17 protein-coding genes and 1 tRNA gene are annotated in these 23,269 nt (G+C 68.8%); 13 read left to right on the top strand and 5 right to left on the bottom strand.

All coding sequences use genetic code 11. The annotated features are described in order from the left end of the window. The first annotated feature begins 44 nt into the window (after nt 1–44). On the top strand, nt 45–2,954 hold the full coding sequence (locus AB0E56_RS14025) for a UPF0182 family protein (RefSeq protein WP_359799860.1): 2,910 nt from the start codon (nt 45–47) through the stop codon (nt 2,952–2,954). Nucleotides 2,955–3,099: 145 nt separating this feature from the next. On the opposite strand, the gene AB0E56_RS14020 is transcribed toward AB0E56_RS14025, so the two are convergent. Next, nucleotides 3,100–3,173 (bottom strand) — tRNA-Met (locus tag AB0E56_RS14020). 97 nt (nt 3,174–3,270) lie between these two features. On the opposite strand from AB0E56_RS14020, the gene AB0E56_RS14015 reads away from it, so the two are divergent. Then, complete coding sequence (locus tag AB0E56_RS14015; RefSeq protein ID WP_359799858.1) at nt 3,271–4,077, top strand: carbon-nitrogen hydrolase family protein; 807 nt, start codon at nt 3,271–3,273, stop codon at nt 4,075–4,077. Between the two features lie 28 nt (nt 4,078–4,105). On the opposite strand, the gene AB0E56_RS14010 is transcribed toward AB0E56_RS14015, so the two are convergent. Beyond that, nucleotides 4,106–5,308 carry an aminotransferase class I/II-fold pyridoxal phosphate-dependent enzyme gene (locus tag AB0E56_RS14010; RefSeq protein WP_359799857.1) on the bottom strand — a complete coding sequence of 401 codons (1,203 nt, stop codon included), beginning with the start codon at nt 5,306–5,308 and terminating at the stop codon, nt 4,106–4,108. Between the two features lie 98 nt (nt 5,309–5,406). Between AB0E56_RS14010 and AB0E56_RS14005 the strand changes: the two genes are divergently transcribed. Genes AB0E56_RS14005 through AB0E56_RS13995 form a run of 3 tightly spaced genes read left to right on the top strand, consistent with a single transcriptional unit; the run spans nt 5,407 to nt 9,703 of the window. Then, entirely contained in the window at nt 5,407–6,969 is a 1,563-nt protein-coding gene (locus AB0E56_RS14005; protein WP_359799855.1) for a trypsin-like peptidase domain-containing protein, read from the top strand. A gap of 47 nt (nt 6,970–7,016) precedes the next feature. Then, nucleotides 7,017–8,270 carry a CDP-glycerol glycerophosphotransferase family protein gene (locus AB0E56_RS14000; RefSeq protein WP_359799852.1) on the top strand — a complete coding sequence of 418 codons (1,254 nt, stop codon included), beginning with the start codon at nt 7,017–7,019 and terminating at the stop codon, nt 8,268–8,270. Next, nucleotides 8,267–9,703, top strand: coding sequence for a CDP-glycerol glycerophosphotransferase family protein (locus AB0E56_RS13995; RefSeq protein ID WP_359799851.1), 1,437 nt, complete (start codon nt 8,267–8,269; stop codon nt 9,701–9,703). The genes AB0E56_RS14000 and AB0E56_RS13995 overlap by 4 nt, the downstream gene beginning before the upstream one ends. Nucleotides 9,704–9,720: 17 nt before the next feature. Here AB0E56_RS13995 and AB0E56_RS13990 read toward each other — a convergent pair whose 3' ends face one another. Next, nucleotides 9,721–10,746 carry a glycosyltransferase family 2 protein gene (locus tag AB0E56_RS13990; RefSeq protein WP_359800074.1) on the bottom strand — a complete coding sequence of 342 codons (1,026 nt, stop codon included), beginning with the start codon at nt 10,744–10,746 and terminating at the stop codon, nt 9,721–9,723. A gap of 149 nt (nt 10,747–10,895) precedes the next feature. Here AB0E56_RS13990 and AB0E56_RS13985 point away from each other — a divergent pair, with 149 nt between their 5' ends. The 6 genes from AB0E56_RS13985 (at nt 10,896) to AB0E56_RS13960 (ending at nt 16,822) form a co-directional block, all read left to right on the top strand. Next, nucleotides 10,896–12,179 carry a CDP-glycerol glycerophosphotransferase family protein gene (locus AB0E56_RS13985; RefSeq protein WP_359799848.1) on the top strand — a complete coding sequence of 428 codons (1,284 nt, stop codon included), beginning with the start codon at nt 10,896–10,898 and terminating at the stop codon, nt 12,177–12,179. Between the two features lie 2 nt (nt 12,180–12,181). Next, nucleotides 12,182–12,952 (top strand): biotin--[acetyl-CoA-carboxylase] ligase, encoded by a 771-nt coding sequence (locus AB0E56_RS13980; RefSeq protein WP_359799847.1) that lies wholly within the window; start codon nt 12,182–12,184, stop codon nt 12,950–12,952. Between the two features lie 86 nt (nt 12,953–13,038). Further along, nucleotides 13,039–13,557: a PH domain-containing protein gene (locus tag AB0E56_RS13975; protein WP_359800072.1), complete on the top strand. Its 519-nt coding sequence runs from the start codon at nt 13,039–13,041 to the stop codon at nt 13,555–13,557. 76 nt (nt 13,558–13,633) lie between these two features. Further along, nucleotides 13,634–14,758: a 5-(carboxyamino)imidazole ribonucleotide synthase gene (locus AB0E56_RS13970; protein ID WP_359799846.1), complete on the top strand. Its 1,125-nt coding sequence runs from the start codon at nt 13,634–13,636 to the stop codon at nt 14,756–14,758. Between the two features lie 145 nt (nt 14,759–14,903). Continuing rightward, complete coding sequence (gene purE, locus AB0E56_RS13965) at nt 14,904–15,371, top strand: 5-(carboxyamino)imidazole ribonucleotide mutase (RefSeq protein WP_359800071.1); 468 nt, start codon at nt 14,904–14,906, stop codon at nt 15,369–15,371. Then, nucleotides 15,368–16,822 (top strand): LCP family protein, encoded by a 1,455-nt coding sequence (locus tag AB0E56_RS13960; RefSeq protein ID WP_359799845.1) that lies wholly within the window; start codon nt 15,368–15,370, stop codon nt 16,820–16,822. The genes purE and AB0E56_RS13960 overlap by 4 nt, the downstream gene beginning before the upstream one ends. Before the next feature lie 183 nt (nt 16,823–17,005). On the opposite strand, the gene AB0E56_RS13955 is transcribed toward AB0E56_RS13960, so the two are convergent. Both AB0E56_RS13955 and AB0E56_RS13950 read right to left on the bottom strand, forming a co-directional pair. After that, complete coding sequence (locus AB0E56_RS13955; RefSeq protein ID WP_359799844.1) at nt 17,006–17,593, bottom strand: hypothetical protein; 588 nt, start codon at nt 17,591–17,593, stop codon at nt 17,006–17,008. Nucleotides 17,594–17,737: 144 nt separating this feature from the next. Continuing rightward, entirely contained in the window at nt 17,738–19,501 is a 1,764-nt protein-coding gene (locus AB0E56_RS13950) for a DUF4012 domain-containing protein (protein WP_359799843.1), read from the bottom strand. A 122-nt stretch (nt 19,502–19,623) separates the two neighbouring features. On the opposite strand from AB0E56_RS13950, the gene AB0E56_RS13945 reads away from it, so the two are divergent. Both AB0E56_RS13945 and AB0E56_RS13940 read left to right on the top strand, forming a co-directional pair. After that, nucleotides 19,624–20,697: a glycosyltransferase gene (locus AB0E56_RS13945; protein WP_359799842.1), complete on the top strand. Its 1,074-nt coding sequence runs from the start codon at nt 19,624–19,626 to the stop codon at nt 20,695–20,697. A 134-nt stretch (nt 20,698–20,831) separates the two neighbouring features. After that, the gene (locus AB0E56_RS13940) at nt 20,832–23,258 is read left to right on the top strand and encodes a VCBS repeat-containing protein (RefSeq protein WP_359799840.1); all 2,427 of its coding nucleotides are present in this window, start codon (nt 20,832–20,834) and stop codon (nt 23,256–23,258) included. Nucleotides 23,259–23,269 lie beyond the last annotated feature (11 nt).

Below are 23,269 nucleotides of genomic sequence, written 5' to 3'. Positions count from 1 at the left end.
CGGATGACAGCCTGCGCACAGTGAGCGGTGCCTAGGATGGGAGGGTGACCTCGACCCCAGCTCCGAATCCGGCCACGCCTCGAACCTCCCGACGCATCCTCGGCATCTCCCTGGTGATCATCGCCGCGTTGATCGCGGTGTTCTTCGTGTTCGCCTCCCTCTACACCGAGTTCCTCTGGTTCGACCAGGTGGGCTTCACCGGTGTCCTCACCACGCAGTGGATAGCCACGGCGGTGATGTTCGTGGTCGGCTTCCTCGGCATGGCCGTGCCGCTGTTCGTGGTCATCCAGCTCGCCTACCGGCTGCGTCCGGTGTACGTGCGCCTCAGCTCCCAGCTCGACCGGTACCAGGAGGTCATCGAACCCCTGCGTCGACTGGCCATGTGGGGCATGCCGATCTTCTTCGGCCTGTTCGCCGGCTTCGCCGCGGCCGGGCAGTGGAAGACCGTCTGGCTCTGGGCCAACGGCGTCGCCACCTCTGACGTCGACCCGCAGTTCGGCATCGACACCGGCTTCTACATGTTCGCGATGCCGTTCTACTCGATCCTGCTCGCGTTCGTGTCGGCGGTGCTTCTGCTCTCGCTTCTGGTCACCGCTCTGGTCTCCTACCTGTACGGCTCCGTGCGCATCGGTCAGGGTGAGCTGCGCATCTCGAAGCCGGCGCGCATCCAGCTCGCGGTCATCGCCGGACTCTACCTGCTCGTCCAGGCGGCGAGCCTCTGGCTCGACCAGTACAAGACGCTCGTCCAGCCCGATGACCGCATCACCGGTGCGGCATACACGGGCGTGAACGCGACCATCCCCGGGCTCGCGATCCTCGCGATCATCGCGGCCGTCGTCGCGATCCTGTTCTTCGTCACCGCGGTCATCGGCCGCTGGCGCTTCCCGCTCGCGGCCACGGCGCTCCTGATCGTCGCCGCCCTCGTGGTCGGCGTCGGATACCCGTGGGTCGTCACCACCTTCCAGGTGAAGCCGAACCAGAACGCCTATCAGGCCGAGTACTACCAGCGGAACATCGACGGGACCAAGGAGGCGTACGGGGTCGCGAACCTCGAGACGACGCCCTTCGAGGCCGAGACCGACGCCGAGGCCGGCCAGCTGCGCGCCGACGCCGAGACGACGGCATCGACCCGCATCATGGACCCGAAGGTCATCCCGCCGACGGTGCGCCAGCTCGAGCAGTACCGCGGGTACTACCAGTTCCAGAAGACGATGGACGTCGACCGCTACGAGATCGACGGCGAGATGCAGGACACCGTGGTGTCCGTCCGCGACCTCGACATGTCGGGACTCGGTGACGGCGACAACTGGAACAACCGGGTCGCGGTCTACACGCACGGCTACGGCCTCGTCGCCGCTGCCGGCAACCAGCGCACGACCGACGGCGAGCCCGTCTTCCTCGAGCGCGGCATCCCGTCGTCCGGGTTCCTGACGGATCGGGAGAACTTCGAACCCCGCGTGTACTTCGGCGAGAACTCGCCCGAGTACTCGATCGTCGGCGCCCCCGAGGGGTCGGAGCCCGCGGAGATCGACTATCCCCGCGGCAAGGACGGCTCCAGCGAGACGAAGACCACGTTCTCGGGGAACGGCGGTCCGAAGATCGGCGACACGTTCACGAAGCTCCTCTACGCCTTGAAGTTCCAGTCGGAGCAGATCCTGTTCTCGAACCTCGTGAACGAAGACTCGCAGATCCTCTACGACCGCGACCCCAAGACGCGTGTCCAGAAGGTCGCCCCGTACCTCGAGCTCGACAGCGACCCGTATCCGAGCGTGGTCGACGGCCGCATCGTCTGGATCGTCGACGGCTACACGACCAGCCAGACGTACCCGTACTCGACGAGCGTGAGCCTGTCCGACGCGATCGCCGACTCGAACGTGCCGTCGCCGACTCTCGCCATCGACGACATCAACTACATCCGCAACTCGGTCAAGGCGACGGTCGACGCCTACGACGGTTCCGTCACCCTCTACGCATGGGACGACGAGGACCCGGTGCTCAAGACGTGGCAGAAGATCTACCCGTCGACCTTGAAGCCGGTCAGCGAGATGTCGGGCGAGCTCATGAGCCACGTGCGCTACCCGACCGACCTGTTCAAGGTCCAGCGCGACATCCTCGGCGTCTACCACGTCGACAAGGCGGGTTCGTTCGCACAGCAGGACAACCGCTGGCAGACGCCGAACGACCCGCGCAGTGAGGCGATGCTGCAGCCGCCGTACTACCTCACGATGCAGATGCCCGGCCAGGAATCGCCGCGGTTCTCGATGTTCTCGACCTTCATCCCGAACTCGCAGGGTGCCGGCGGCAGCCGTGATGTGCTCATGGGGTACCTGGCGGTCGATTCGGATGCCGGATCGGAGAAGGGCGTGAAGGCGGAGGGCTACGGTCAGCTGCGCATGCTCGAGATCGACACCGATACGACGGTGCCAGGACCCGGCCAGGTGCAGAACACCTACAACTCGGACACCGCCGTCGTGCCGCAACTCAACCTGCTGCAACAGGGTGAGTCCGAGGTGATCTACGGCAACCTGCTGACGCTGCCCGTGGGTGGCGGCCTGCTCTACGTACAGCCGGTCTACGTGCAGTCGTCCGAGGGCACGCAGCTGCCGCGCCTGCAGAAGGTGCTCGTCGCATTCGGCGACCGGGTCGCGTTCGAGAACACCCTCACCGAGGCACTCGACACCCTCTTCGGCGGCGACTCCGGAGCGACAGGCGGTGACGACACGGTCGAACCGAGCGATCCGGAGACCGAGAACCCGGAGACCGGCGAGACGCCGACGGAGCCGACGCAGCCGACGGACGCCCAGGCCGATGCTCTGGCGTCGGCGCAGCAGGCGCTGCTCGATCGGGAGACCGCCTTGAAGTCCGGCGACCTCACCAAGTTCGCCGAGGCCGACGAGCGCCTCACCGCGGCTGTCGAGAAGCTGCTGGAGCTGGAGTCGACCGCGGGCGAGTGATCGCTTCCTCTCGTTGAAAGGGCGTCCCTCACGGGGCGCCCTTTCGTCGTGGAAACGCGGCACAGACGGGTGCTCGCGCGTCTCATCGGCGTCGGTTCAAAAGGTGAAGGCCCTGAGATCGTGATGATCTCAGGGCCTTCATTTGTTGCGGGGACAGGATTTGAACCTGCGACCTCCGGGTTATGAGCCCGGCGAGCTACCGAACTGCTCCACCCCGCGGCACAAGAGATAACTTATCACGGAATCGGGAAGCGGGCGAATCGAGGCCCCGCCGGCGTGCGGCCCGGGCGCGTCGTCGATGCGAGAGGATGAAGACATGTCTGAGACCGCCGCCGTCCCCGTCGCCGTGTGCCAGTTCGCGCCGACGGCATCCCGCGCCGACAACCGCGAGCGCATCGCCGAGCTGACGGCGGATGCCGCCGCACGAGGGGCGAAGCTGGTGGTCTTCCCGGAGTATGCGAGCTACTTCGTCGACCCGATGGACGAGAGCCTCTCCACGAATGCGGAAGAGCTCGACGGGGAGTTCGTCGCGACTCTCACCGCGCTCGCGGCCGAGTACGCGGTGGTCATCGTGGCTGGTCTGGCGGAGCGGGGCGAGGGGCATCGGGTGCGGAACACCGTCGTCGCGGTGCGCGGAGACGGGATCCTCGCGGTCTATCGCAAGCAGCACCTCTACGACGCATTCGGACAGACCGAGTCCGATTGGATCGAGCCCGGCGCTGTGGGGGAGGCCGCGACCTTCGAGCTCGGCGGCCTGCGCTTCGGGCTCATGACGTGTTACGACCTGCGGTTCCCGGAGGTCGCACGCACTCTCGTCGACGCGGACGCGGATGTGCTCGTCGTCCCGGCCGAGTGGGTCAGAGGACCCCTCAAGGAGCACCACTGGACGACACTGCTCGCCGCTCGGGCGATCGAGAACACGGTCTACGTCGTGGCCGCTGATCATCCGACACCGATCGGCGTCGGACACTCCCAGATCGTCGATCCGGAGGGTGTCGTGCTGGCGGGGGTGGGGACGGCACCGGGAATCGCTGTGGCGGTCGTCGAACGCTCCTCCCTCGCACGGGTGCGAAAGACGAATCCGTCGCTGCGGGTGCGACGGTACGCGGTCGCTCCTCGCTGACGAGAGCGCCGGTCCGTCTCCCGCGGGGTCAGGCGGTGAGCGAAGCGAGTCGCGCGGCCGCCGTCTCGAGCACATCGACGCGCTTGCAGGCCGCGAACCGGACCAGGCCGGAGAACTCGCTCCGTCGCTCTTCCGAGACGAAAGCGGTCAGCGGGATCGCCACGACGCCCGCACGCTCCGGAAGAGTGCGGCAGAAGGCGGCCGCGTCCTCACCGCCGAGCGCCGTCGCATCCGCCACCGTGAAGTAGCCGCCCTGCGGCGCATGCACGGTGAAGCCGGCGGCCCGCAGCCCATCGCCGAGGATCTCGTGCTTCCGAGCGAGCACGGCCGCCGCGTCGGAGAAGTAGGAATCGTCCATCCGCAGCCCGACGGCGACGGCCGGTTGGAACGCCGACCCGTTCACATAGGTGAGGTACTGCTTGACCGTGAGCACCGCCGTGATGAGGGCGGCGGGACCGTGCACCCAGCCGATCTTCCAGCCCGTCGTCGAGAACGTCTTGCCGGCGGACGAGATTGTCAGGGTGCGCTCGGCGGCGCCGGGGAGCGTGGCGATCGGCGTGTGGGCCGTATGGAACGTCAGGTGCTCGTACACCTCGTCGGTGACGATGACGGCGTCATGGCGCGTCGCCAGCCGGACGATTTCCTCGAGCACCTCGCGACCGAACACCGCACCCGTGGGGTTGTGCGGGTCGTTGACCAGGATGAGACGCGTGCGGTCGGTGACCGCGACCGCGAGCTGGTCGAGGTCGGGCTGGAAGTCCGGGGCGCGGAGCGGGACCGTGCGGAGTCTGGCGCCGGCCAGAGCGACGGCGGCGGCGTAGGAGTCGTAGTACGGCTCGAAGACGACGACCTCGTCGTCCGGACCGTCGATGAGCGCGAGCAGCGTCGCGGTGAGCGCCTCGGTCGCGCCCGCGGTGACGATCACCTCACTGCCCGGATCGACCTCCAAGCCGTAGAACCTCTGCTGATGTGCCGATACCGCTGCGAGCAGTTCGGGGAAGCCCCGCCCCGGCGGGTACTGATTCACGCCCTCGGCGATGGCGCGTCGTGCGGCCTCGAGCACCACGGCCGGACCGTCCTCGTCGGGGAAGCCCTGACCGAGATTGATCGCCCCGGTCCGGGCCGCGGCGGCGGACATCTCTGCGAAGATGGTGGGCGCGACGGTTCCGTCCGCGGCAAGCAGACCGGCACCGGCGGCTGTGCGACGCCATGCGCCGGGGATGACACTCATGAAGAACAGGCTAAGGCCATAGCTGAAACTCATCCTCGACATAAGGAACGCACAGATACACGCGTCATTCTGAAATGGTCGTTGAAGGAGCACACACCATGAACGAAGACAACACCCAGGACCACTCGGCACCCGCGTCGAACGACGCCGTGCCGTCCACCGAGGCCGCAGAGGTCGCCGCCCAGCCGGCGACGGACGCCGCCGCTGACCCCACAGCTCCGGCCGCCGCTGCGCCCGCGGCTCCTGCGCAGGGACACGAGGTCCCGTCGACGTTCACGTCGCACACCCCGCCGACTCCGGTGATCGAGTCCGTCCCGCGCGCATACGACGCGTCGACGGCCCCCGCAGCTGCTACCGCATCGGGGGCGGCTTTCGGCATCCCGACGGCGGCCTCATACACGCAGTCGACACAGCCGTTCGGCACGGAGCCCGTCGCGGGCGACGGCACGAAGACGAAGGACGCGAAGCCGCGGAGCGGGGCGAAGTTCGCCGCGTTCATCGTGGCAGCGGCGCTCGTCGGCGGCGTCGCCGGTTTCGGCGGCGGCGCACTGCTCAACGGGATCCAGGATCGGCCGTCCTCCGGCACGGCGACAGGACCGCAGACGGTCACGGTCAACAACCCCGGCTCCGTCAACGAGACCACTGCCGTTGCGACCTCGGCGCTGCCGTCGGTGGTCACGATCGAGGTCGCGGGATCCAACGAAGCAGGTAGCGGCTCCGGTGTGATCATCAGCGACGACGGGTACGTGCTCACCAACACGCACGTGGTGACGCTCGGAGGCGCCGTCGCCGATCCCACCATCCGCGTGACCACGTCGGACGGGCGCCTCTACGAGGCCACCGTGGTCGGCACTGACCCGATCTACGACCTCGCCGTCATCAAGCTGAAGGACGCGAAGGGGCTCACGCCCATGAAGTTCGCCGACTCGTCCAAGCTCAACGTCGGCGACACCACGGTCGCCCTCGGCGCGCCGTTGGGGCTCGCGAACTCGGTCACGACCGGCATCGTCAGTGCCCTCAACCGCAGCATCCAGATCGCATCGTCGGCCCTGCCCGACTCGTCTTCGGAAGATGCTCCGCAGGAGCAGGCGCCGGAGGAGGGGCAGCAGGGACCGTTCCAGTTCGACATTCCGGGAAGCTCGGGTCAGCAGGCCACCGATTCCATCTCGATCGCCGTGATCCAGACGGATGCCGCGATCAACCACGGCAATTCGGGTGGCGCCCTGGTGGACAGCAAGGGCGAGCTGATCGGCATCAACGTGGCGATCGCGAGCTCGGGCAACTCGGAGGAGTCCGGCTCGATCGGCATCGGTTTCGCGATCCCGTCGAACATCGCCAAGCGGGTGTCCGAGGAGATCATCGCGGATGGACAGGCCACGCACGGCCTGCTGGGCGCCTCGGTGCAGGACGCTTCCGGCGTCGAGGGCGCGACCGTGGCCGGCGCATACATCGCCAAGGCGAGCGCCGGTGGCGCGGCCGCAGACGCCGGGATCGAGGAGGGCGACATCGTCACCTCGTTCAACGGGGTGCCGATCACCAGTGCGACCGACCTCACTGCTCAGGTACGCGCCGCAGCCGCAGGCAGCACGGCGGAGCTGACATACGTCCGCGGCGGCAAGGAGTACGACATCGAGGTGACGCTCGGCGAACTCGCCGGCTGAGCCCCGGCTCTCAAAGAAGGGCGCCACCTCCGCGATAGGCTCGCGGGGTGGCGTCCTTCTCTTTTGGCACCGGCAATGCGGCCAAGCTGCTCCGAATCCCGTTGTATGCCGTCGGACGCATCGGTACGCTCGTCGTCCCGCGCGGGCGACGATGGGTCTTCGGCTGCGGTGCGGGGATCGGCGACGGCGCACTCGCTCTGCAGCGGCACGCCTCCGCACTCGGACACGGCACCCTGTGGCTCACGGCGTCCGACCGTGAAGATCGCGATGCCGCCGCTCTCGGCATCCCTTTCGTGCGCAAGAGCGGTGTGCGCGGGTGGTGGGCGACGGCTCGAGCCGGGGTGCTCGTCGTGACGCACGGCCTCGGCGACGTCAACCGCTACGCGAACGGCGGAGCTTTCGTGGTGCAGCTCTGGCACGGTATCCCGCTGAAGCGCATCGGTCTGGACTCGCCGGCCACGACGCAGGTCCCCGATGTCCCCGGCGCACGGGTGCTACGTGGGATCGTCGGCGTCCTGTATCGGGCCGCCGCACAGCGTATCCGTGTGCTTCCCGCCGCGTCGCACCGGGCACGTGGTCGGCTGGAGTCGGCCTTTGGTCTCGGTGACGACCGTGTGGTGGTGACGGGAGAACCTCGCGTCGACGTCCTCTCGGCGGGCACCGACCCAGAACGTCGCGCGCACGCGTCCGAGGTCCTGCGGGACGCGGTCGGCGAGATCGCCGAGGGCACCCGCACGATCCTGTATGCGCCGACGTGGCGGGACGGGGCTGCGGACCCCGCCGTGCCGACCGCGACGGAGTGGATCCTGATCCTCCGCCTGCTCGAGGAGCAGGACGCGGTCCTGCTGGTGCGCTCCCACCCCCTGGGTGCCGGCGGTTACGCACCTCCGCTGCCGAGCAGACGAGTGCGCCCACTGGGCGCCGCCGTCCTCTCCGATGTGACGCCGGCACTCGCCGCGGTGGACGTCCTGATCACCGACTACTCGTCGCTCGCGTATGACGTGGGGCTGCTGGGCATGCCGGTCCTCTTCCTCGCACCTGACGCGCGAGAGTATGCGCGCACGCGGGGTTTCTACGGGCGGTTCGAAGACGTCGCGGGTTCCGATGCGGCTGCCGACTGGGCAGGAGTGCTCGTACAGCTCGAGCAGCTGCTCTCCGACCGCCACGCGTATGAAGGAGCGTCCCGCAGATCCGCTACGCTCAGCGCGACGATGCACGCGCATCGGGACGGACGGAACACGGATCGCGTCTACCAGGCGATCCGCGCTCGGGGTATCCCCGCGCCGAAGGGAGCAGCATGACAACGGCCCGCATCGATGACGCAGCGGAGGCGCTGGTCATCGCAGGGACCGGCCAGCGACCAGCTGACGCCGCACTGATCGGCCCGCGTGCACGCGTCGACGCACGCATCAGCGGAGGCGGCAAGACATGGAAGGCGACGTTCCCGCTCCAGGCGTCGCGCTGGGGCGGCCCCTCGCTACCCCTGCCGTCCGGTGAGTACGAACTGCGGATCGCGGATGCCGACATCGAGGGGATCCGCATCGACCCCGTGGTGCTCACCGGGGTGCGCATCGCCGTCAACGGCGGCAGCGTCCGCATCGCGCCTCCGATCGACCCGGTGTACGAGACCGCGGAGGGACGCTCGACGCTGGAGGAGAGGTACGTCGCACAGGCGGGCGGAACCGAGAACGCGGTGTTCTTCGAGAGCTTCTACGGGCGCAGCGTCGGATGCAATCCCCGCGCGATCGACCGTGAGCTCGCGCTCAGAGCACCCGACGTGCGCCGGTACTGGAGCGTCGTCGACCTGTCGGTCGAGGTGCCGGAGGGTGCCATCGCCGTCGTCGAGGGCACCCCGCAGTGGTGGCATGCCAGGGGAGCGGCACGCCTTCTCGTGGTCAACGACTGGCTCCGTCGTCGCTTCGCACGCAAGCCGGGGCAGAAGGTCCTGCAGACCTGGCACGGCACCCCGCTCAAGAGGCTCGCTCTGCACCGCCCGGGGTTCGATCCTCGGCGGATGGCCGCGGTCGTGAAGGAGTCTCGGCGCTGGGACGTCCTCCTCGCTCAGAACACCTACTCCGAGCGCATCCTCCGGAAGGCATACGCCTTCTTCGGGCGGCCGATCTGGGTGGAGGGCTACCCGCGGAATGACGTGCTCGCCACTGAGGATCGTGCGGCGGTCCGCACCGCTCTGGGCATTCGTGCCGACGAGCGCGTGCTGCTGTACGCGCCGACCTGGCGGGACGACCGGTCGGAGATGGTCGACTTCGTCGATCCCGAGCTCCTGGCGCAGCAGACCGACGCCGTCGTGCTCGTGCGCGGACACTCCCGGACCCTCGAGCAGGGACGGGATCGCTCCGGCGCGCGCGTCATCGACGTGACCGGGTACCCCGAGACCGCGCGTCTGCTGCTCGCCGCCGATGCTCTGATCACCGATTACTCCTCGGTGATGTTCGACTTCAGTGTCACGGGCAAGCCGATGTACTTCCTCGTGCCTGACCTCGATCACTACCGCGGACAGCTGCGCGGCTTCTACTTCGATCTCGCCGAACGCGCTCCGGGTCCGCTGGTCAGAACGCAGGAGGAGCTCGCAGCGGCGCTGGCGGACACGGAGCACGAGGCGGAGTTCGCCGAACGCTACGCGGCCTGGCGCCGGCAATTCAACACCCGCGACGACGGCCACGCTGCGGAGCGCGTCGTGGATCGGATCCTCGACCTGGGCTTCGTCACTCCCTGACGCGCGCCACGTCGAGGTCAGGGGAGCGGCGTGTTGCGTGTGCCCAGCCGCGAGGCGTCGACGGTGTCCCGCGCGCCGCGGAGCACTCCGCCGAGGAATCCGAGACCCCAGGAGAGGTGCATCGTCGGCAGCACCAGCAGGGTCCACGATCGCTGTCGCACACCGCCGCCTCCTGGTGCGAGGGCGACCCCGAGCACCAGCAGCACGTAGAGCGCGAGCGGTACGCCGACCACGAGCGACGCGACCACAGAGGCCACGCCGCTGACGACGCCCGTGAGCTGAAGCACCGCGAGCACGGCAGCGAGCGCGACAATCAGGACGAGCGCGGGCGGTGCGAAGTAGCGGATGCCGTTCCGACGGCCGTAGCGGCGCACCAGCTCGCCGCGCCATGCTCCCGTCGCCCGGAACTGCCGTGCCAGTCGCAGCCAGCTCTCGCGCGGCCAGTAGGTGACCGACAGCTCGGGGTCGAACCACACCCGGTGCCCGGCCTGCCGGATACGGAGGTTGAGCTCCCAGTCCTCGCCTCGCCGGATCGACTCGTCGAAGAGGCCGACCTCCTCGAGAACCTCTCGGCGCATCACGCCGAGGTAGGCCGATTCGGCCTCACCCTCCTGGGAGCCCCCGTGGTACGCCCCTCCGCCAAGCCCGACGGGCGAGTTGTAGAGGCGGGCGACGGCCTTCTGGAACGGCGTGCGACCCTCGGCGTGCATGACGCCCCCGACGTTGGCGGAGTCGGTACGTTCCAGGGTCTGGAGAGCGCGGGCGGCGTAGCCGGGCGAGAGCTCGGAGTGCGCGTCGACGCGGACGATCGTGTCGTAGCGGCTCGCATGGATCGCTGCGTTCAAGCCGACGGGGATGTGCGCGGCCGGGTTCTCGACCAGGCGGATGCGGTCGTCCGTCGCCGCCAGTCGGTGCGCGAGTTCCGTCGTGCCGTCCGTGGACGGACCCAGCGCGAGGACGAGCTCGGTCGGGACGTCGACGTCCTGAGCGAGCACGGACTCGATCGCGTGCTCGAGGTAGGCGCGTTCGTTGAGCACCGGCATCACGAAAGAGACCCCGCGCAGGGGTGCTGAGGTTTCATCGGCTGGCACATGTCGATCATGTCACGGCGGGTCTCCCGGTTCCTGACCACGCAGAGCGGATGGTTCCACAGCCGCAGGAGAGCGGCGCGGCGACGAACTATTCTGGAGGGATGGGTGCACTGTCTGACGCGAAGAAGGCGTACCGTCTGCTGAAGCGGGCGCTCGCCTCCCGCACCTCCGTGCAGCGGGTACGTCGGCGGCTCGCCGAGCGGGAGCCGTTTCCGACCGGCCACTTCAAGGTCGCGGTGTACTTCGCCGACGGCGCCGTGAACATGTACCAGATGCGGCAGTGGTACCGCCCGCTCGCCGAGCTCGCGAAACGCTGGCCCGTCGTGGTGCTCTCCCGGCAGGCGACCGGAACCGAGAAGCTGCTCGACGAGGCATCGCCGCCTGTCGCGTTCGTGCCCAAGATCCGCGACCTCGAGCGGTTCATCGCCACCCAGGACATCCGCGTCGTGCTGTATGTCAACCAGAACACCCGGAACTTCCAGATGTTCCGCTACGGGCGCCGGTGGCACGTGTTCATCAATCACGGCGAGTCCGACAAGATGTACATGACGACGAACCAGTACAAGGCGTACGACTACGCCCTCGTGGCAGGGCAGGCGGCGCGCGACCGCCTCTCGCGCACGCTGTGGGATTACGACGTCGACCGGCGCACGATCGAGATCGGGCGTCCGCAGGCGGACCATTACTCGGGAACGCTGCCGTACGCGCCGGACGATCGCACCGTGGTGCTGTACGCCCCCACCTGGGAGGGCGACCGGCCCAGCGCACACTACGGGTCCATCGCCACGCACGGCGAGACCCTCGTCGCCCGCCTCCTGGCCACAGGCGCGCATCGCGTGATCTACCGCCCGCATCCGCGCAGCGGGGTCGTCGATGAGGAGTACGGCGCCGCTCACCGGAGGATCCTTGCGGCGATCAGCGCCGCGAACGCCGCGGATCCGACCGCGCAGCACATCTACGACCACGGGCCCGAGCTCGGCTGGCAGCTCTCCGCCGCCGACGTCGCGGTCGTCGACATCTCGGCCATGGTCTACGACCGGCTGGCCGCGGGGAAGCCCCTCATGATCACCAGGCCGACGGATGAACGCGCCTCGATCGACACGAACGGCTACCTGGCGGACTGCGAGTGGCTGACCGCGGACGTGGCGGCCGACATCGTCGCCGAGGTCGAACGCGTACGCGGAGACGAAGCGGCCATCGCACGGTTGCGGATGTGGGTGCAGCACTACTTCGGCGACACGACGCAGGGTGTCGCGACCGAGAAGTTCCACGCCGCGATAGACCAGCTCATGCAGGAGTGGGAGAAGTGGCAGGCACATGAGGTCGGCGCGATCCGCGAGGACGAGGACGACGATGACGAGGAAGCCGATGACGAAGAGGTGTGAGCGTGCCGTTCCCGCTGGCGAGTGAGGTCGCGCCCCGCGTGGAGTCGGTCGCTCATACCGGTTCGACGAACGCCGACCTGCGTGCATACGCGGCCGACGCCATCGGCTGGCCCCACCTCTCGACCCTGGTGACGCACGATCAGACCGCCGGACGCGGGCGTCTCGACCGCACGTGGCTGGCTCCGGAGGGTTCAGCGATCGCCATCTCCGTGCTGCTGCGCGAACTCCCGGACGAGTCGGCCGCCCGTGGGTGGATCCCGCTCGCGGCCGGCGTCGCGATGTGCGACGCGATCGCCGCCCAGCTCCCGCACCACGAGGTCGCGGTGAAGTGGCCGAACGACGTCCTCGTCGACGGGCGCAAGATCTGCGGCATCCTCGCCGAGGCGGTCGCGGATGCGGTGATCGTCGGGGCCGGAGTGAACACCGCGATGACCGCCGCGCAGCTCCCGGTGCCGACGGCCACGTCGTTCGGCGCTCTCGGGGTCGACGCCGACGACGACCGCCTGCTGGCCGACTACCTGCGGCTGATCGACGCCCTGATGTCCGGGCTCATCGCCGCGGGCGGCGCCCTGCAGAGCGGACTGCACTCTGCGGCGACCGTGCGGTGCGCGACGCTCGGGCAGGCCGTCCGCGTGTCGATGCCCGGTGGGCGCGTGGTGGAGGGCATGGCCACGGGACTCGACGCCGACGGGCATCTGCTGGTCACCGCAGGCGACGAGCAGCACGCGATCTCCGCGGGCGATGTGGTGCACGTGCGTCCGGTGGGAAGCTGACACGCCGCTCCGCAGACGGCGATGTCGCAGATCACAGGCACAATGGTGGGGTGACCCAGCCCGTGACGCTCGGTGGGCGGCCCCTGATGCCGCCGCCCGGCACACCCTCCGAGGAGCTCTTGATCGCGCGCTTTCGCAGTCACGCCCGGCGCCTTTTCTGGTCGGCGCTCGTGCTCATCGCGACATTCGGTGCGACGGCGTTCTTCTACGGCAACCTGCCTGCGGGGTTCGAGGACTGGATGCTGCTCGCCGCGGCGGGTGTGCTGGTCGTCGTCGCCGTCGTGGTCCCTTTCATCGTCTGGTACTCGCGGAGCACCACCGTCACGACGAGGCGCGTCATCGCGCACAACGGCATCGGGGCGCGCCGACGCCGCGAGATGTCCCACGCCAGGGGGTACACGATCGCCGTACGCCGCGGCCCGTTGCAGCGCATGTGGGGCTCCGGCACGATCACGCTCTCGAATGGCGTGGACGCCCCGCTGCGGCTCGCCAACGTCCCGAACGTGACCCTGGTGCACGAGACCCTCGCCGACCAGATCGAGGTCGGGCAGATCCTTGCGCACCGCGACGCGCAGGCCACCGGAGACGACACCGCCGACCGGTGAGCGCTGCTCCTCCGAAGCATGTCGCTTCCGCCCGCAGCGGTGCGGGAGAATGGATGCAGACGAAGGGAAACGGCACATGGCGTTGCGTGTTGGCGTGATCGGCGGAGGACAACTGGCCCGGATGATGATCGCCCCGGCGGTCGAACTCGGACTCGAGCTGCGAGTGCTCGCAGAGGACGAGGGGATGTCCGCAGGCTTGGCGGCCACCGCGGTCGGTGACTACCGAGACCTCGAGGCGGTGCGCGCGTTCGCTGCCGACGTCGATGTCGTCACCTTCGATCATGAGCACGTGCCGCAGTCGGTGCTGCGTGCACTCGTGGCCGAGGGGGTCGTCGTGCATCCCGGACCGGATGCGCTCCAGTTCGCGCAGGACAAGCTGGTGATGCGCGCACGTCTCGCCGAACTCGGGGTGCCGCAGCCCGAGTGGGCGGCCGTCCGCAGCGCCGCCGAGCTGCAGGCATTCCTCGACGCGCACGCGGGAGCGGGTGTCGTGAAGACCCCGCGCGGGGGATACGACGGCAAGGGCGTCCGCGTGGTCCGTGCGGCGGAGGAGGCGCAGGATTGGCTCGCGGCGCTCACCGACGACGACGCGCTCCTCGTGGAGGAACTCGTGCCGTTCGTGCGGGAGCTCGCCCAGCAGGTGGCGCGTCGCCCCCAGGGGGAGATGGTCGCGTACCCGGTCGTCGAGACCGTGCAGCGCGACGGCGTCTGCGCCGAGGTCATCGCGCCCGCACCCGCCGCAGGAGAGCGCCTCGTGCAGGTCGCGGATGAGATCGGCCGCACGATCGCCGAAGGCCTCGGCGTCACGGGAATGCTCGCCGTCGAGCTGTTCGAGACCGTCGATGAGCGCATCCTCGTCAACGAACTGGCGATGCGCCCGCACAACAGCGGGCACTGGAGCCAGGACGGCGCCGTCACAGGGCAGTTCGAGCAGCATCTGCGTGCCGTCGCCGATCTCCCGTTGGGCAGCCCGGAGCCCCGAGCAGCATGGTCGGTGATGGTGAACATCCTCGGCGGGCCCGCTGAGGGCACGCTCGAGGAGCGATTCAGCGCTGCCATGGCGGAGCACCCGCAGGCGAAGATCCACACCTACGGGAAGGCACCGCGTCCTGGCCGCAAGGTCGGCCACGTGAACGTGGCGGAGGACGACCTCGACGACGCCGTGTACGTCGCGCGTGCCGCCGCCGCACATTTCGAGTGACCCCGGCGGTCATCGGTGCATCGATCGTGGGGAGACATGCGCGTCAAGACGCGTGCCGTTCGGGGTTTCTCCCAGCGGCAGACCGTAGCCTGATCTGGTGACCGAGCCACTGCATTCCTCCGCCGCTCCTCTGGTCGGCGTCGTCATGGGATCCGATTCCGATTGGCGTGTCATGAGCGATGCGTCTCAGGCGCTCACGGACTTCGGGATCCCGCATGAGGTCGAGGTCGTCTCGGCGCATCGTACGCCCGACAAGCTCATGTCCTACGCTCGGGAAGCACGGTCTCGCGGCATCCGCGTCATCATCGCCGGCGCCGGGGGAGCGGCGCACCTTCCCGGCATGCTTGCCTCCATGACTCCGCTGCCCGTCGTCGGGGTGCCCGTGCCGCTCGCCTACCTCGACGGCATGGACTCCCTGCTGTCGATCGTCCAGATGCCTGCGGGGATCCCGGTGGCGACCGTGTCGATAGGCGGAGCCCGCAATGCGGGACTCCTCGCCGCGCGGATCCTCGGCACGGGGGACGAGGACCTCGCCGACCGGGTGGAGGCATATGCGCTCGACCTCGAGGCCCAGGTCGAGGAGAAGAATGATCGGCTGAAGGGTTCGCTGTGACCCTTGCGCCTCCGCGCGCACCACAGCGCCCGCTGATCGAGACCCGGCCGTTGCGGTATCCGGACGTCGCCGACGGTGGGACGATGGCGAAGCGCGGCTGGTGGCTCGTCGCGCTGAACCTCCTGCTGCCCGGCTCCGCTCAGGTGCTCGCAGGCAACCGTCGACTCGGCCGTTTCGGGCTCGGTGCGACGGTGATCGCATGGGTGCTCGTGATCGTGGCCGCCGGCCTCGCCCTCTTCGCTCGGCCGGTGCTGCTGTGGATCACGATCGGGGGCGGATTCTTCTCCGCCGCGATCCTCACGATCGTGCAGGTGCTCCTCATCGGCTACATCGTGCTCTGGATCGTGTTGACGTTCGATGCTCTCCGTCTGGTCAGGCTCGTGAAGGTCCCCGGCGCGTCCCGCCTGGCGATCCCTGTGGTCGCTCTGGTCCTGCTCGGCCTCGTGGGCGGCGGGACCGCGTATGCGGCCACCGCCGTCGGGTCGGTGCGCAGCACGCTCGGAGCGATCTTCGGGCAGAGCGGTCCGAGCGTCGAGCCCAGCGACGGCTACTACAACATCCTGTTGCTCGGAGCGGACAGCGGCGACGGACGAGACTCCATGCGCTTCGACAGCATCTCGGTCGTCTCCGTCAACGCCGATACCGGGGCGGTGACCATCACGGGTATCCCGCGAGAGCTGCCGAACGCGCCCTTCAGCGAGGGCAGCCCCATGCAGGAGCTCTACCCGAACGGTTTCGAGGGTCACCAGTCGTCGTCGTGCGGATGGAACGGCTGGATGAACCACGTGCGCAACGCCGCGGAGGTGTGCCGCGAGGACGGGGGAGCGGGACTCTATCCCGACGCCCAGGCGAACGGCTCAGAGCCGGGGATCGAAGCCACGAAGGATGCGGCGGAGGGGGTCCTCGGCATCGAGATCCCGTACTACGTGTTCGTCGACATGCACGGCTTCGCGGAACTGGTCGATGCTCTCGGTGGAGTCGAGATCGACGTCACGGAGCGTCTGCCGAAGGGCGGACCGCCGGAGGGATGGACCGGTACCGACGTCAACGAGTGGGCGATCGGCTGGATCGAGCCCGGAAAGCAGCACATGAACGGCGACACCGCGCAGTGGTACGCGCGCTCGCGGTACACGACCAGCGACTGGGACCGCATGAAGCGGCAGCGCGAGCTGCAGGAGGCGATCCTCGCCCAGTTCACTCCGCAGACGGTGCTGACGCGGTTCAACGAGGTGGCGGCGGCGGGCACCGCGTTGATCAGCACGGACCTGCCGTCGGACAAGCTTCCCGAGTTCTTCGATCTGATGCTCAAAGCGAAGGAGCAGCAGGTGACCACGATCGAGCTCACACCGGATTTCGGCGTCGATGAGCATCAGCCCGACTACGACTTCATCCACACCATGATCCAGCAGTCGCTGCATCCGCCGACGGAGTCGCCGACCCCCACGCCGTGACACCCGCGGTGCATCGCCCGATCGCATCCACCCCCGGGACACGCCAGAGCCCACGACCGTCACCTTCGGGTGATGACGAGTCGTGGGCTGCCGGTGACTCCACCGGATGCACCAGACGACGGTGATCGGAGGGGGAGGGATCACCGTCGTCCAGTCGACCACCGCGCGAAGCGGCAGCCGGACCTAGGCGCGCTTGCGGCGAGACACCCCGACGGCGACGAGGGCGCCACCGGCGACGAGCGCCGCAGCACCGCCACCGAGGACCCACGGCGACACGCTTCCGCCGGTGAGCGCCAATTCGAAGCCGTCTCCGGTGAGAGGCAGCTCGGCTCCCGCCGGAGCGACGCCAGGGTCGTGGTCGCAGGAGGTGGCCGCGTCGTGGCCGTGCGACACCGCCACCGTCGCGGTGTACGAGCGCGAGCCTCCGAAGGCGACGGCGTAGGAGCCTTCACCGTCGGACGGCGGACGGAACGTGAGCGTCATGCTCCCGTCGGCCGCGGCGGTGTTGCCGGAGACGGCGGCGTTGCCGGCGTTCAGACCGGAGATCGAGACATTCACGTTCTCGGACGGCAGGAAGTACCCGGATCCGAACACGATGGTCGAGACCTCGCAGGTGTCGATGATCGGGTCGTTGACCTTGACGCCGGGAGGCGACGGGTACGAGTCGGACGACGCGGTCGGAACAGACGTCGGAGCCGCGGTTGCGACGGCAGGCGCGACGAGTACGAGCGCGCCAGCGGTAAGGCTGATGGCAGCCAGTTTCTTCAGCATGATCTCTCCCCAGAATTTCACGCGGAATCGCCTCCGGATACACCCCTGCATCCGACTGCGTGAAGCCTCCCTGCCCCCACGGCAGGATTGCAGACTCCAATATATTCCCCAGTGAGTCGACAGTACCCTATCGGACGGTGAATGTCACGAAGTGCAGTCGAGGGCTTCTCTCGGCGTGTCCGGCGCTTCGATCAGGGGGGTGTGCAGCACCTCGGTGAGACGCTCTCCGGCGCCCGTTCCCTGGAACTCGACCGTGACGGTGGTCGACTCGCCCGGCGCGAGCGTCACCTCGTGCTGGATCACGGATCGCCCATCGAGCACGGCCGTCTGCACTCCGGGTTCCTTCCCGTCCTGGTCGACGTGCGACGGCGTGGCACCCGTGGGACCGTAGATCGCGATCAGTGTGCGCGTGGAGCCGGCGGGCACGCCGTAGAAGCCGTCGGCGGTGACGTACGTCGGCAGCGAGGTGGCCGCATCGGCGGGAGCGGTGTTCGTCCACGTCACGCGGACCTGCGTGGTGGGAAGTCCCTGACAGGTGCCGATCGCGCTCGCGATGGTCGCGCGCGTGTAGAAGTCCATCTTCCCGCCGGTGCTGTCGTTGATCAGCACGCCCACGTACGTGCCGTCGGGACCGTCCTTCGGGATGGTGCCGCCCAGTGCGGAGGACGCGAGCAGCGATTCCTCTTCCGCATGGGCGCTCCAGATGCGGATCCGCCCCTCGGCGGCGGAGTCGGCCAGCGCGCCGAGGAGCGCTTTCGGATTCCCACCCGACAGCGCGGCGTTGAACAGCGCGCCCGCCGCCTGCGCGAAGATCTCGTCCTGGACGGCGGGGTCGGGAACCGCGGCGTAGATCTCGGACAGCAGGATGTCGGTCACGTTGTCGGCCGTCGCAGTGAAGGGGCCGAACGTCAGGTCTCCCGTGACGGCCATGAGGTGCTTCGCGACGACCGCATCCACCGCGATGACGCCGTCGACTGTGCCGCCGAAGCGCCCCGTCCAGCGTGCGGCGATCGTCTCGCCGGCCTCGGCGAAGTCCGGGATGCTGGTGATGTTCTGCAGGTACCTCCCCGGGCGGTCCTCGAACAGCGCGATCGTGGATTCGCTCAGCGGCAGCGAGGTGTCCAGCGGCGGGAAGTCGCGCGTCGATGCCTGCGTCTGGAGCGAGATCCTGCCGTTCTCTGCATGCAGAAGAGCGATCGAACCGACGATGCCCCCCGAGGAGCGCAGCTCCGCATTGTTCTGCATCGCCAGCACGTAGTTCCGCGGCCCTTCGCCCCCGAGCATCGTCGGCAGCAGCACGGCGGCGCCGTGCAGAGAGCCGACGGCGGTCGCCGCTTGCGTGACGGCAGTGCGCAGTTGACCGATCGCGTCGGCGAGCGGGGGGAGCGTGGCATCGGCGTCGATCCGTCTGGCCTGCACCTGTGCGGCGCTGAGCGCGGTGCTCGCCGTCCCGAGCGGCTGCTCGATCGCCGCGAAGGGCGCGAGATCGATCGCACCAGCGCTGAACCCGAGGCTCGCGAGGTCGAGTCCGCTCGCCACGTCGAGAAGGGGCGCGAGGGCATCGGTCGACACGTCATCGGCGATGTCGGCGATCTCGCTCACGGCGCGGAAGTTCGGTCCGAGCAGCGGTACCGCCGCGAACGCCTGCCACACGAAGTCCGAGGTGAGGTCGTCGGCGGATGCGGCGTTGCGGGCGATGCTCCGAGCGATCGGCTGTGCTCCGTCGAGGTCGCCGCTTGCGATCGACTCCTTGAGCTGAGTGGCGCCCTTCGCGACCTGCTGGAGGTCGTTCACCGCGCCGATGCCGCGTACCGTCACCCAGCCGATCGCGATGAGGAGGAGCGACAACAGGACGCCGACGGTCCACCCGATCCATCGGCGCCGGACGGGAAGTCGACCATCGCTCACCCGAGCATTCAAGCATGAACGCCTTAACCCGTGGGAGGTCGAATCTGTGGGAACGCTGACATTCACGCGGCGCGGGCGTCGTGCTCCACGGGGGAACGTGGCGGCGAGGATAGCCTGATCCCATGGGTGCTCGGCTGCGTGTGGTTCTTGATCAGCTGGTGCATGTCGTCGATGCCGATCAGGCCGCCGCATCACTCGACCTCACGCTCGGACTCGTGGCGACGTCGCCCTCCGGATGCACGGTGGACGCGATCGTGACGGCGGGCGCCGAGGTGTCGATCGGCGGTGTGAGCGATGTACGCACGCTCGCCCTCGCGCGTCGGGAGCTGGCGACATCGTGGCAGCTCGGCATCGCGCCGGGCGTGGGCGGGGGACTGATCCACTCGCCGACGCTGATGGCGCCGCTCGTGCGTCACGACCGCGTGCACGACAACGACCAGACCACGGTCACGCTGTGGGATCTGCGGGCGTGGGACGCGCCGGAGACACTCTCCAAAGGGCAGGTCGCGTGGCAGCGGGGCATGCTCCGTCGTGCCGTGAAGCATGCCGACGCGGTGGTCGTGCCGTCGCATGCCATCGGGGAACGGCTCTCCGAGCTCGCGCGACTCGGCGATCGCATCCGCGTCATCGCCGGTGCGCCTCCCCAGGGCTTCGCCGCGCCTCCGGACGCTGCTGAGCGCCGCGCCGCGGCGTCGCTCCCGGAACAGTACGTGGTGGTCGGCGGATCCCCGGCGACGCTGACAGAGGGGTTCCGAGGAGCGATGGCGGCGGGTGTCGATGCCGTCGTGCTCGACGCCCCCGAAGGCGCGGAACCCCACTACGCCGAGATCGCGTCCGCGGCAGGGCTGCCCGAGCGGCGTGCGCACATTCGCGGTACATCGGCCCCGCACGAGCGCGCCGCGGTTCTGGCGGGGGCAGCGGCCTTCGTCGCCACCAGCGCCACAGCGGGGTGGCCGTGGCGGGCGGTGGAAGCCATGGCACTCGGACTCCCGGTGGTAGCCGTGGACAGCGGCTCTCATCGTGATGTCATCGCAGACGGAGGAATGCTGGTGCCGGCGGCGGAATTGGCGGACGCGGTCGCCGACGCCACTGCGGGCGGTGCGGACCGGCTGCGAGTGCTCGCGGCCGACCGGTCGAGGGCCTTCTCCTGGGCGAGTTCGGCCGAGCGGCTCTGGGGCCTGCACGCCGACCTCTGACCTGCTGGGAGCCACCTGCGCATACGGACGACACGCCGGAATGTTGCGACCGAACCGCGGCAACAGTGGCATCATCCTGCAACTTCCGTCACACTGGTCACATGTCTCGACGTGCCCCACGCTCGCGAAACACCATGAGGACCTCCCGACTCCTCACCTGTGTCCTCGCTGTCTCTGCCCTGGTTCTCGGCACGGTCGTCCCCGCCGCCGCCGCGCAAGCCTCCGTCTCCGCGCCGGTCGCCCGCGTGGTGGGCGCCTCCACCGATCTCGCCGCGACGGGGATCGCGAAGAGCACTCTCGTCGGCTTCACTCCGGGCAACATCATCAGCGACGTCGTGTTCACCAACAAGAGCACGATGACCGAGGCGCAGATCCAGACCTTCTTCAACAGCAAGGTCTCGAAGTGCCAGGGCGGCCGCGACGAGAACAACGAGGCGATCGTCTGCCTCAAGGACTTCCGCATGAACACGGTCACCCGCCCGGCGGACCAGTACTGCACGGGGTACACGGGGGCGGCGAACGAGTCGGCGGCGCGCATCATCTACCGCGTCTCGCAGGCCTGCAACATCAACCCGCAGGTGCTCATCGTCATGCTCCAGAAGGAGCAGGGCCTCGTCACGCACATCTGGCCCAGCGCCTGGCGCTACCGGATCGCTCTCGGACAGGGGTGCCCCGACACCGCGCCGTGCGATCCGAACTACATCGGCTTCTTCCACCAGATCTACGGCGCCGCGCGTCAGATGCAGATCTACATGGAGGGGAAGTGGTTCCAGTGGTATGCGCCGGGGAAGACCTGGAACATCCTCTACAACCCGAACGCCTCCTGCGGCTCCGCGCCGGTCCGCGTCGCGAACAAGGCGACGTCGGCTCTGTACTACTACACCCCGTACCAGCCCAACGCCGCGGCGCTCCGGGCGGGCTACGGCACGGGAGACGGCTGCTCGGCGTACGGCAACCGGAACTTCTACAACTACTTCACGGACTGGTTCGGCTCCACGCAGGGCACCCCGGCCACGGCGCCTCCGGTGATCTCGTCCGCCAACACCTCGAGCTTCGTCGTCGGTGCGGACGCCGCGGGGACGGTGTGGGCGTACCCGTTCGCGAAGAAGGTCTGGGGTACCCGCGTGCAGATGGCGACGGGACTCGGCAACGTCAAGGCCTTCTTCGGGGTCGGTGACCTCACCGGCGACGGCAATCGCGACTTCCTCTCCGTCGACGCGACCGGTCAGCCGTCCGCACTCTACGGCGACGGGACCACGAAGCTGAGCGCGCCGACACGACTGGGCGGCAACTGGTCTGGCACGGTCCTCGTGGTGCCGGCGGGCGACTTCAACGGCGACGGGCTTCCCGATGTCTTCACGACGGATGCCTCCGGAGCTCTCTATCTGCGCGCCGGCGACGGCAGAGGCGGGTTCGGGGCCGCAAAGCTCATCGGAAGCGGCTGGACTCCCATGAGCATGCTCGTCGGAGGACTCGACATGAACGGCGACGGTCGTTCGGACCTGATCGCGCGCGACTCCACCGGTCGCCTGTTCCTCTATCAGGGCGACGGTCGCGGCGGCTGGGGACCCCGCTCGCAGATCGGGAGCGGCTGGTCGGGGATGACCTCCATCTTCAGCCCCGGTGATTTCACGGGCAACGGAACGCCCGACCTGCTCGCGCATACGGCCGACGGCGTGCTGATGGCATACGAAGGACGCTCCACGTCTTTCGTCGCCGGCGTCGGGACCGTGGGTTCCGGATGGCAGAACCTGTCGGTCAAGTCGTCTGCCGGACCTGCGGTGACGAGACCGCGCGCGCTTCCCGCGGGATTCGGCGACGTGGACGGCGCCGGAGGCAACGACGTCGTGGCACTCACGAACAAGGGCGAGCTCCGGCTGTACGGCGGTTCCGGCACCGGCACCTGGCGTTCCTCGAGCGTTCTCGCGACCGGATGGGGCGCCACGGACAGGATCGTCTCGCTCGGCGACTTCACCGGTGACGGCCGGGCCGACCTCGGACGCATCGACGGCGACGGGATCTTCTCGCTGCTTCCGGCCACGGGCAGCGGATTCGGAAAGGCCGTCCGCATCGGCCACGGGTGGGGGCCCTTCGTCCACATCGTCGGCGGCGTGGACTTCGACGGCGACCGCAAGCCGGACGTGATCGCGGTCAGCGCGGATGGGACGATGACGCTGTACCGCGGCAACGGCAGCGGCGGGTTCCAGGGTGACGGCGCGCAGATCGGCAAGGGATGGGGCGTGGTGGACCTGCTGATCAACGCCGGCGACTTCACGGGCGACGGCCGCAGCGACCTGCTGGCGCGCACGTCGGACGGCGCGCTCCGCCTCTACCCGACGACCGGTGGTGGCGGGTTCGGTGCAATGGTCCAGATCGGCAAGGGCTGGGGCGGGATGAAGCAGCTCGTCGGGCCAGGGGACTTCAACGGAGACGGTTCGACGGATGTCCTCGCGATCCGCCAGGACGGCGCGATGATCCTGTATCCCGGCAACGGCAAGGGCGGATGGGGTGCGAGCGCCCAGATCGGGTCGGGCTGGCAGAGCATCTCGAGTCTCGGTTGAGCGCGGCCGCG

It is taken from the genome of Microbacterium sp. NPDC028030, assembly GCF_040637855.1.
Lineage (GTDB): Bacteria > Actinomycetota > Actinomycetes > Actinomycetales > Microbacteriaceae > Microbacterium.
This window is presented reverse-complemented; position numbering and strand designations above follow the sequence as displayed.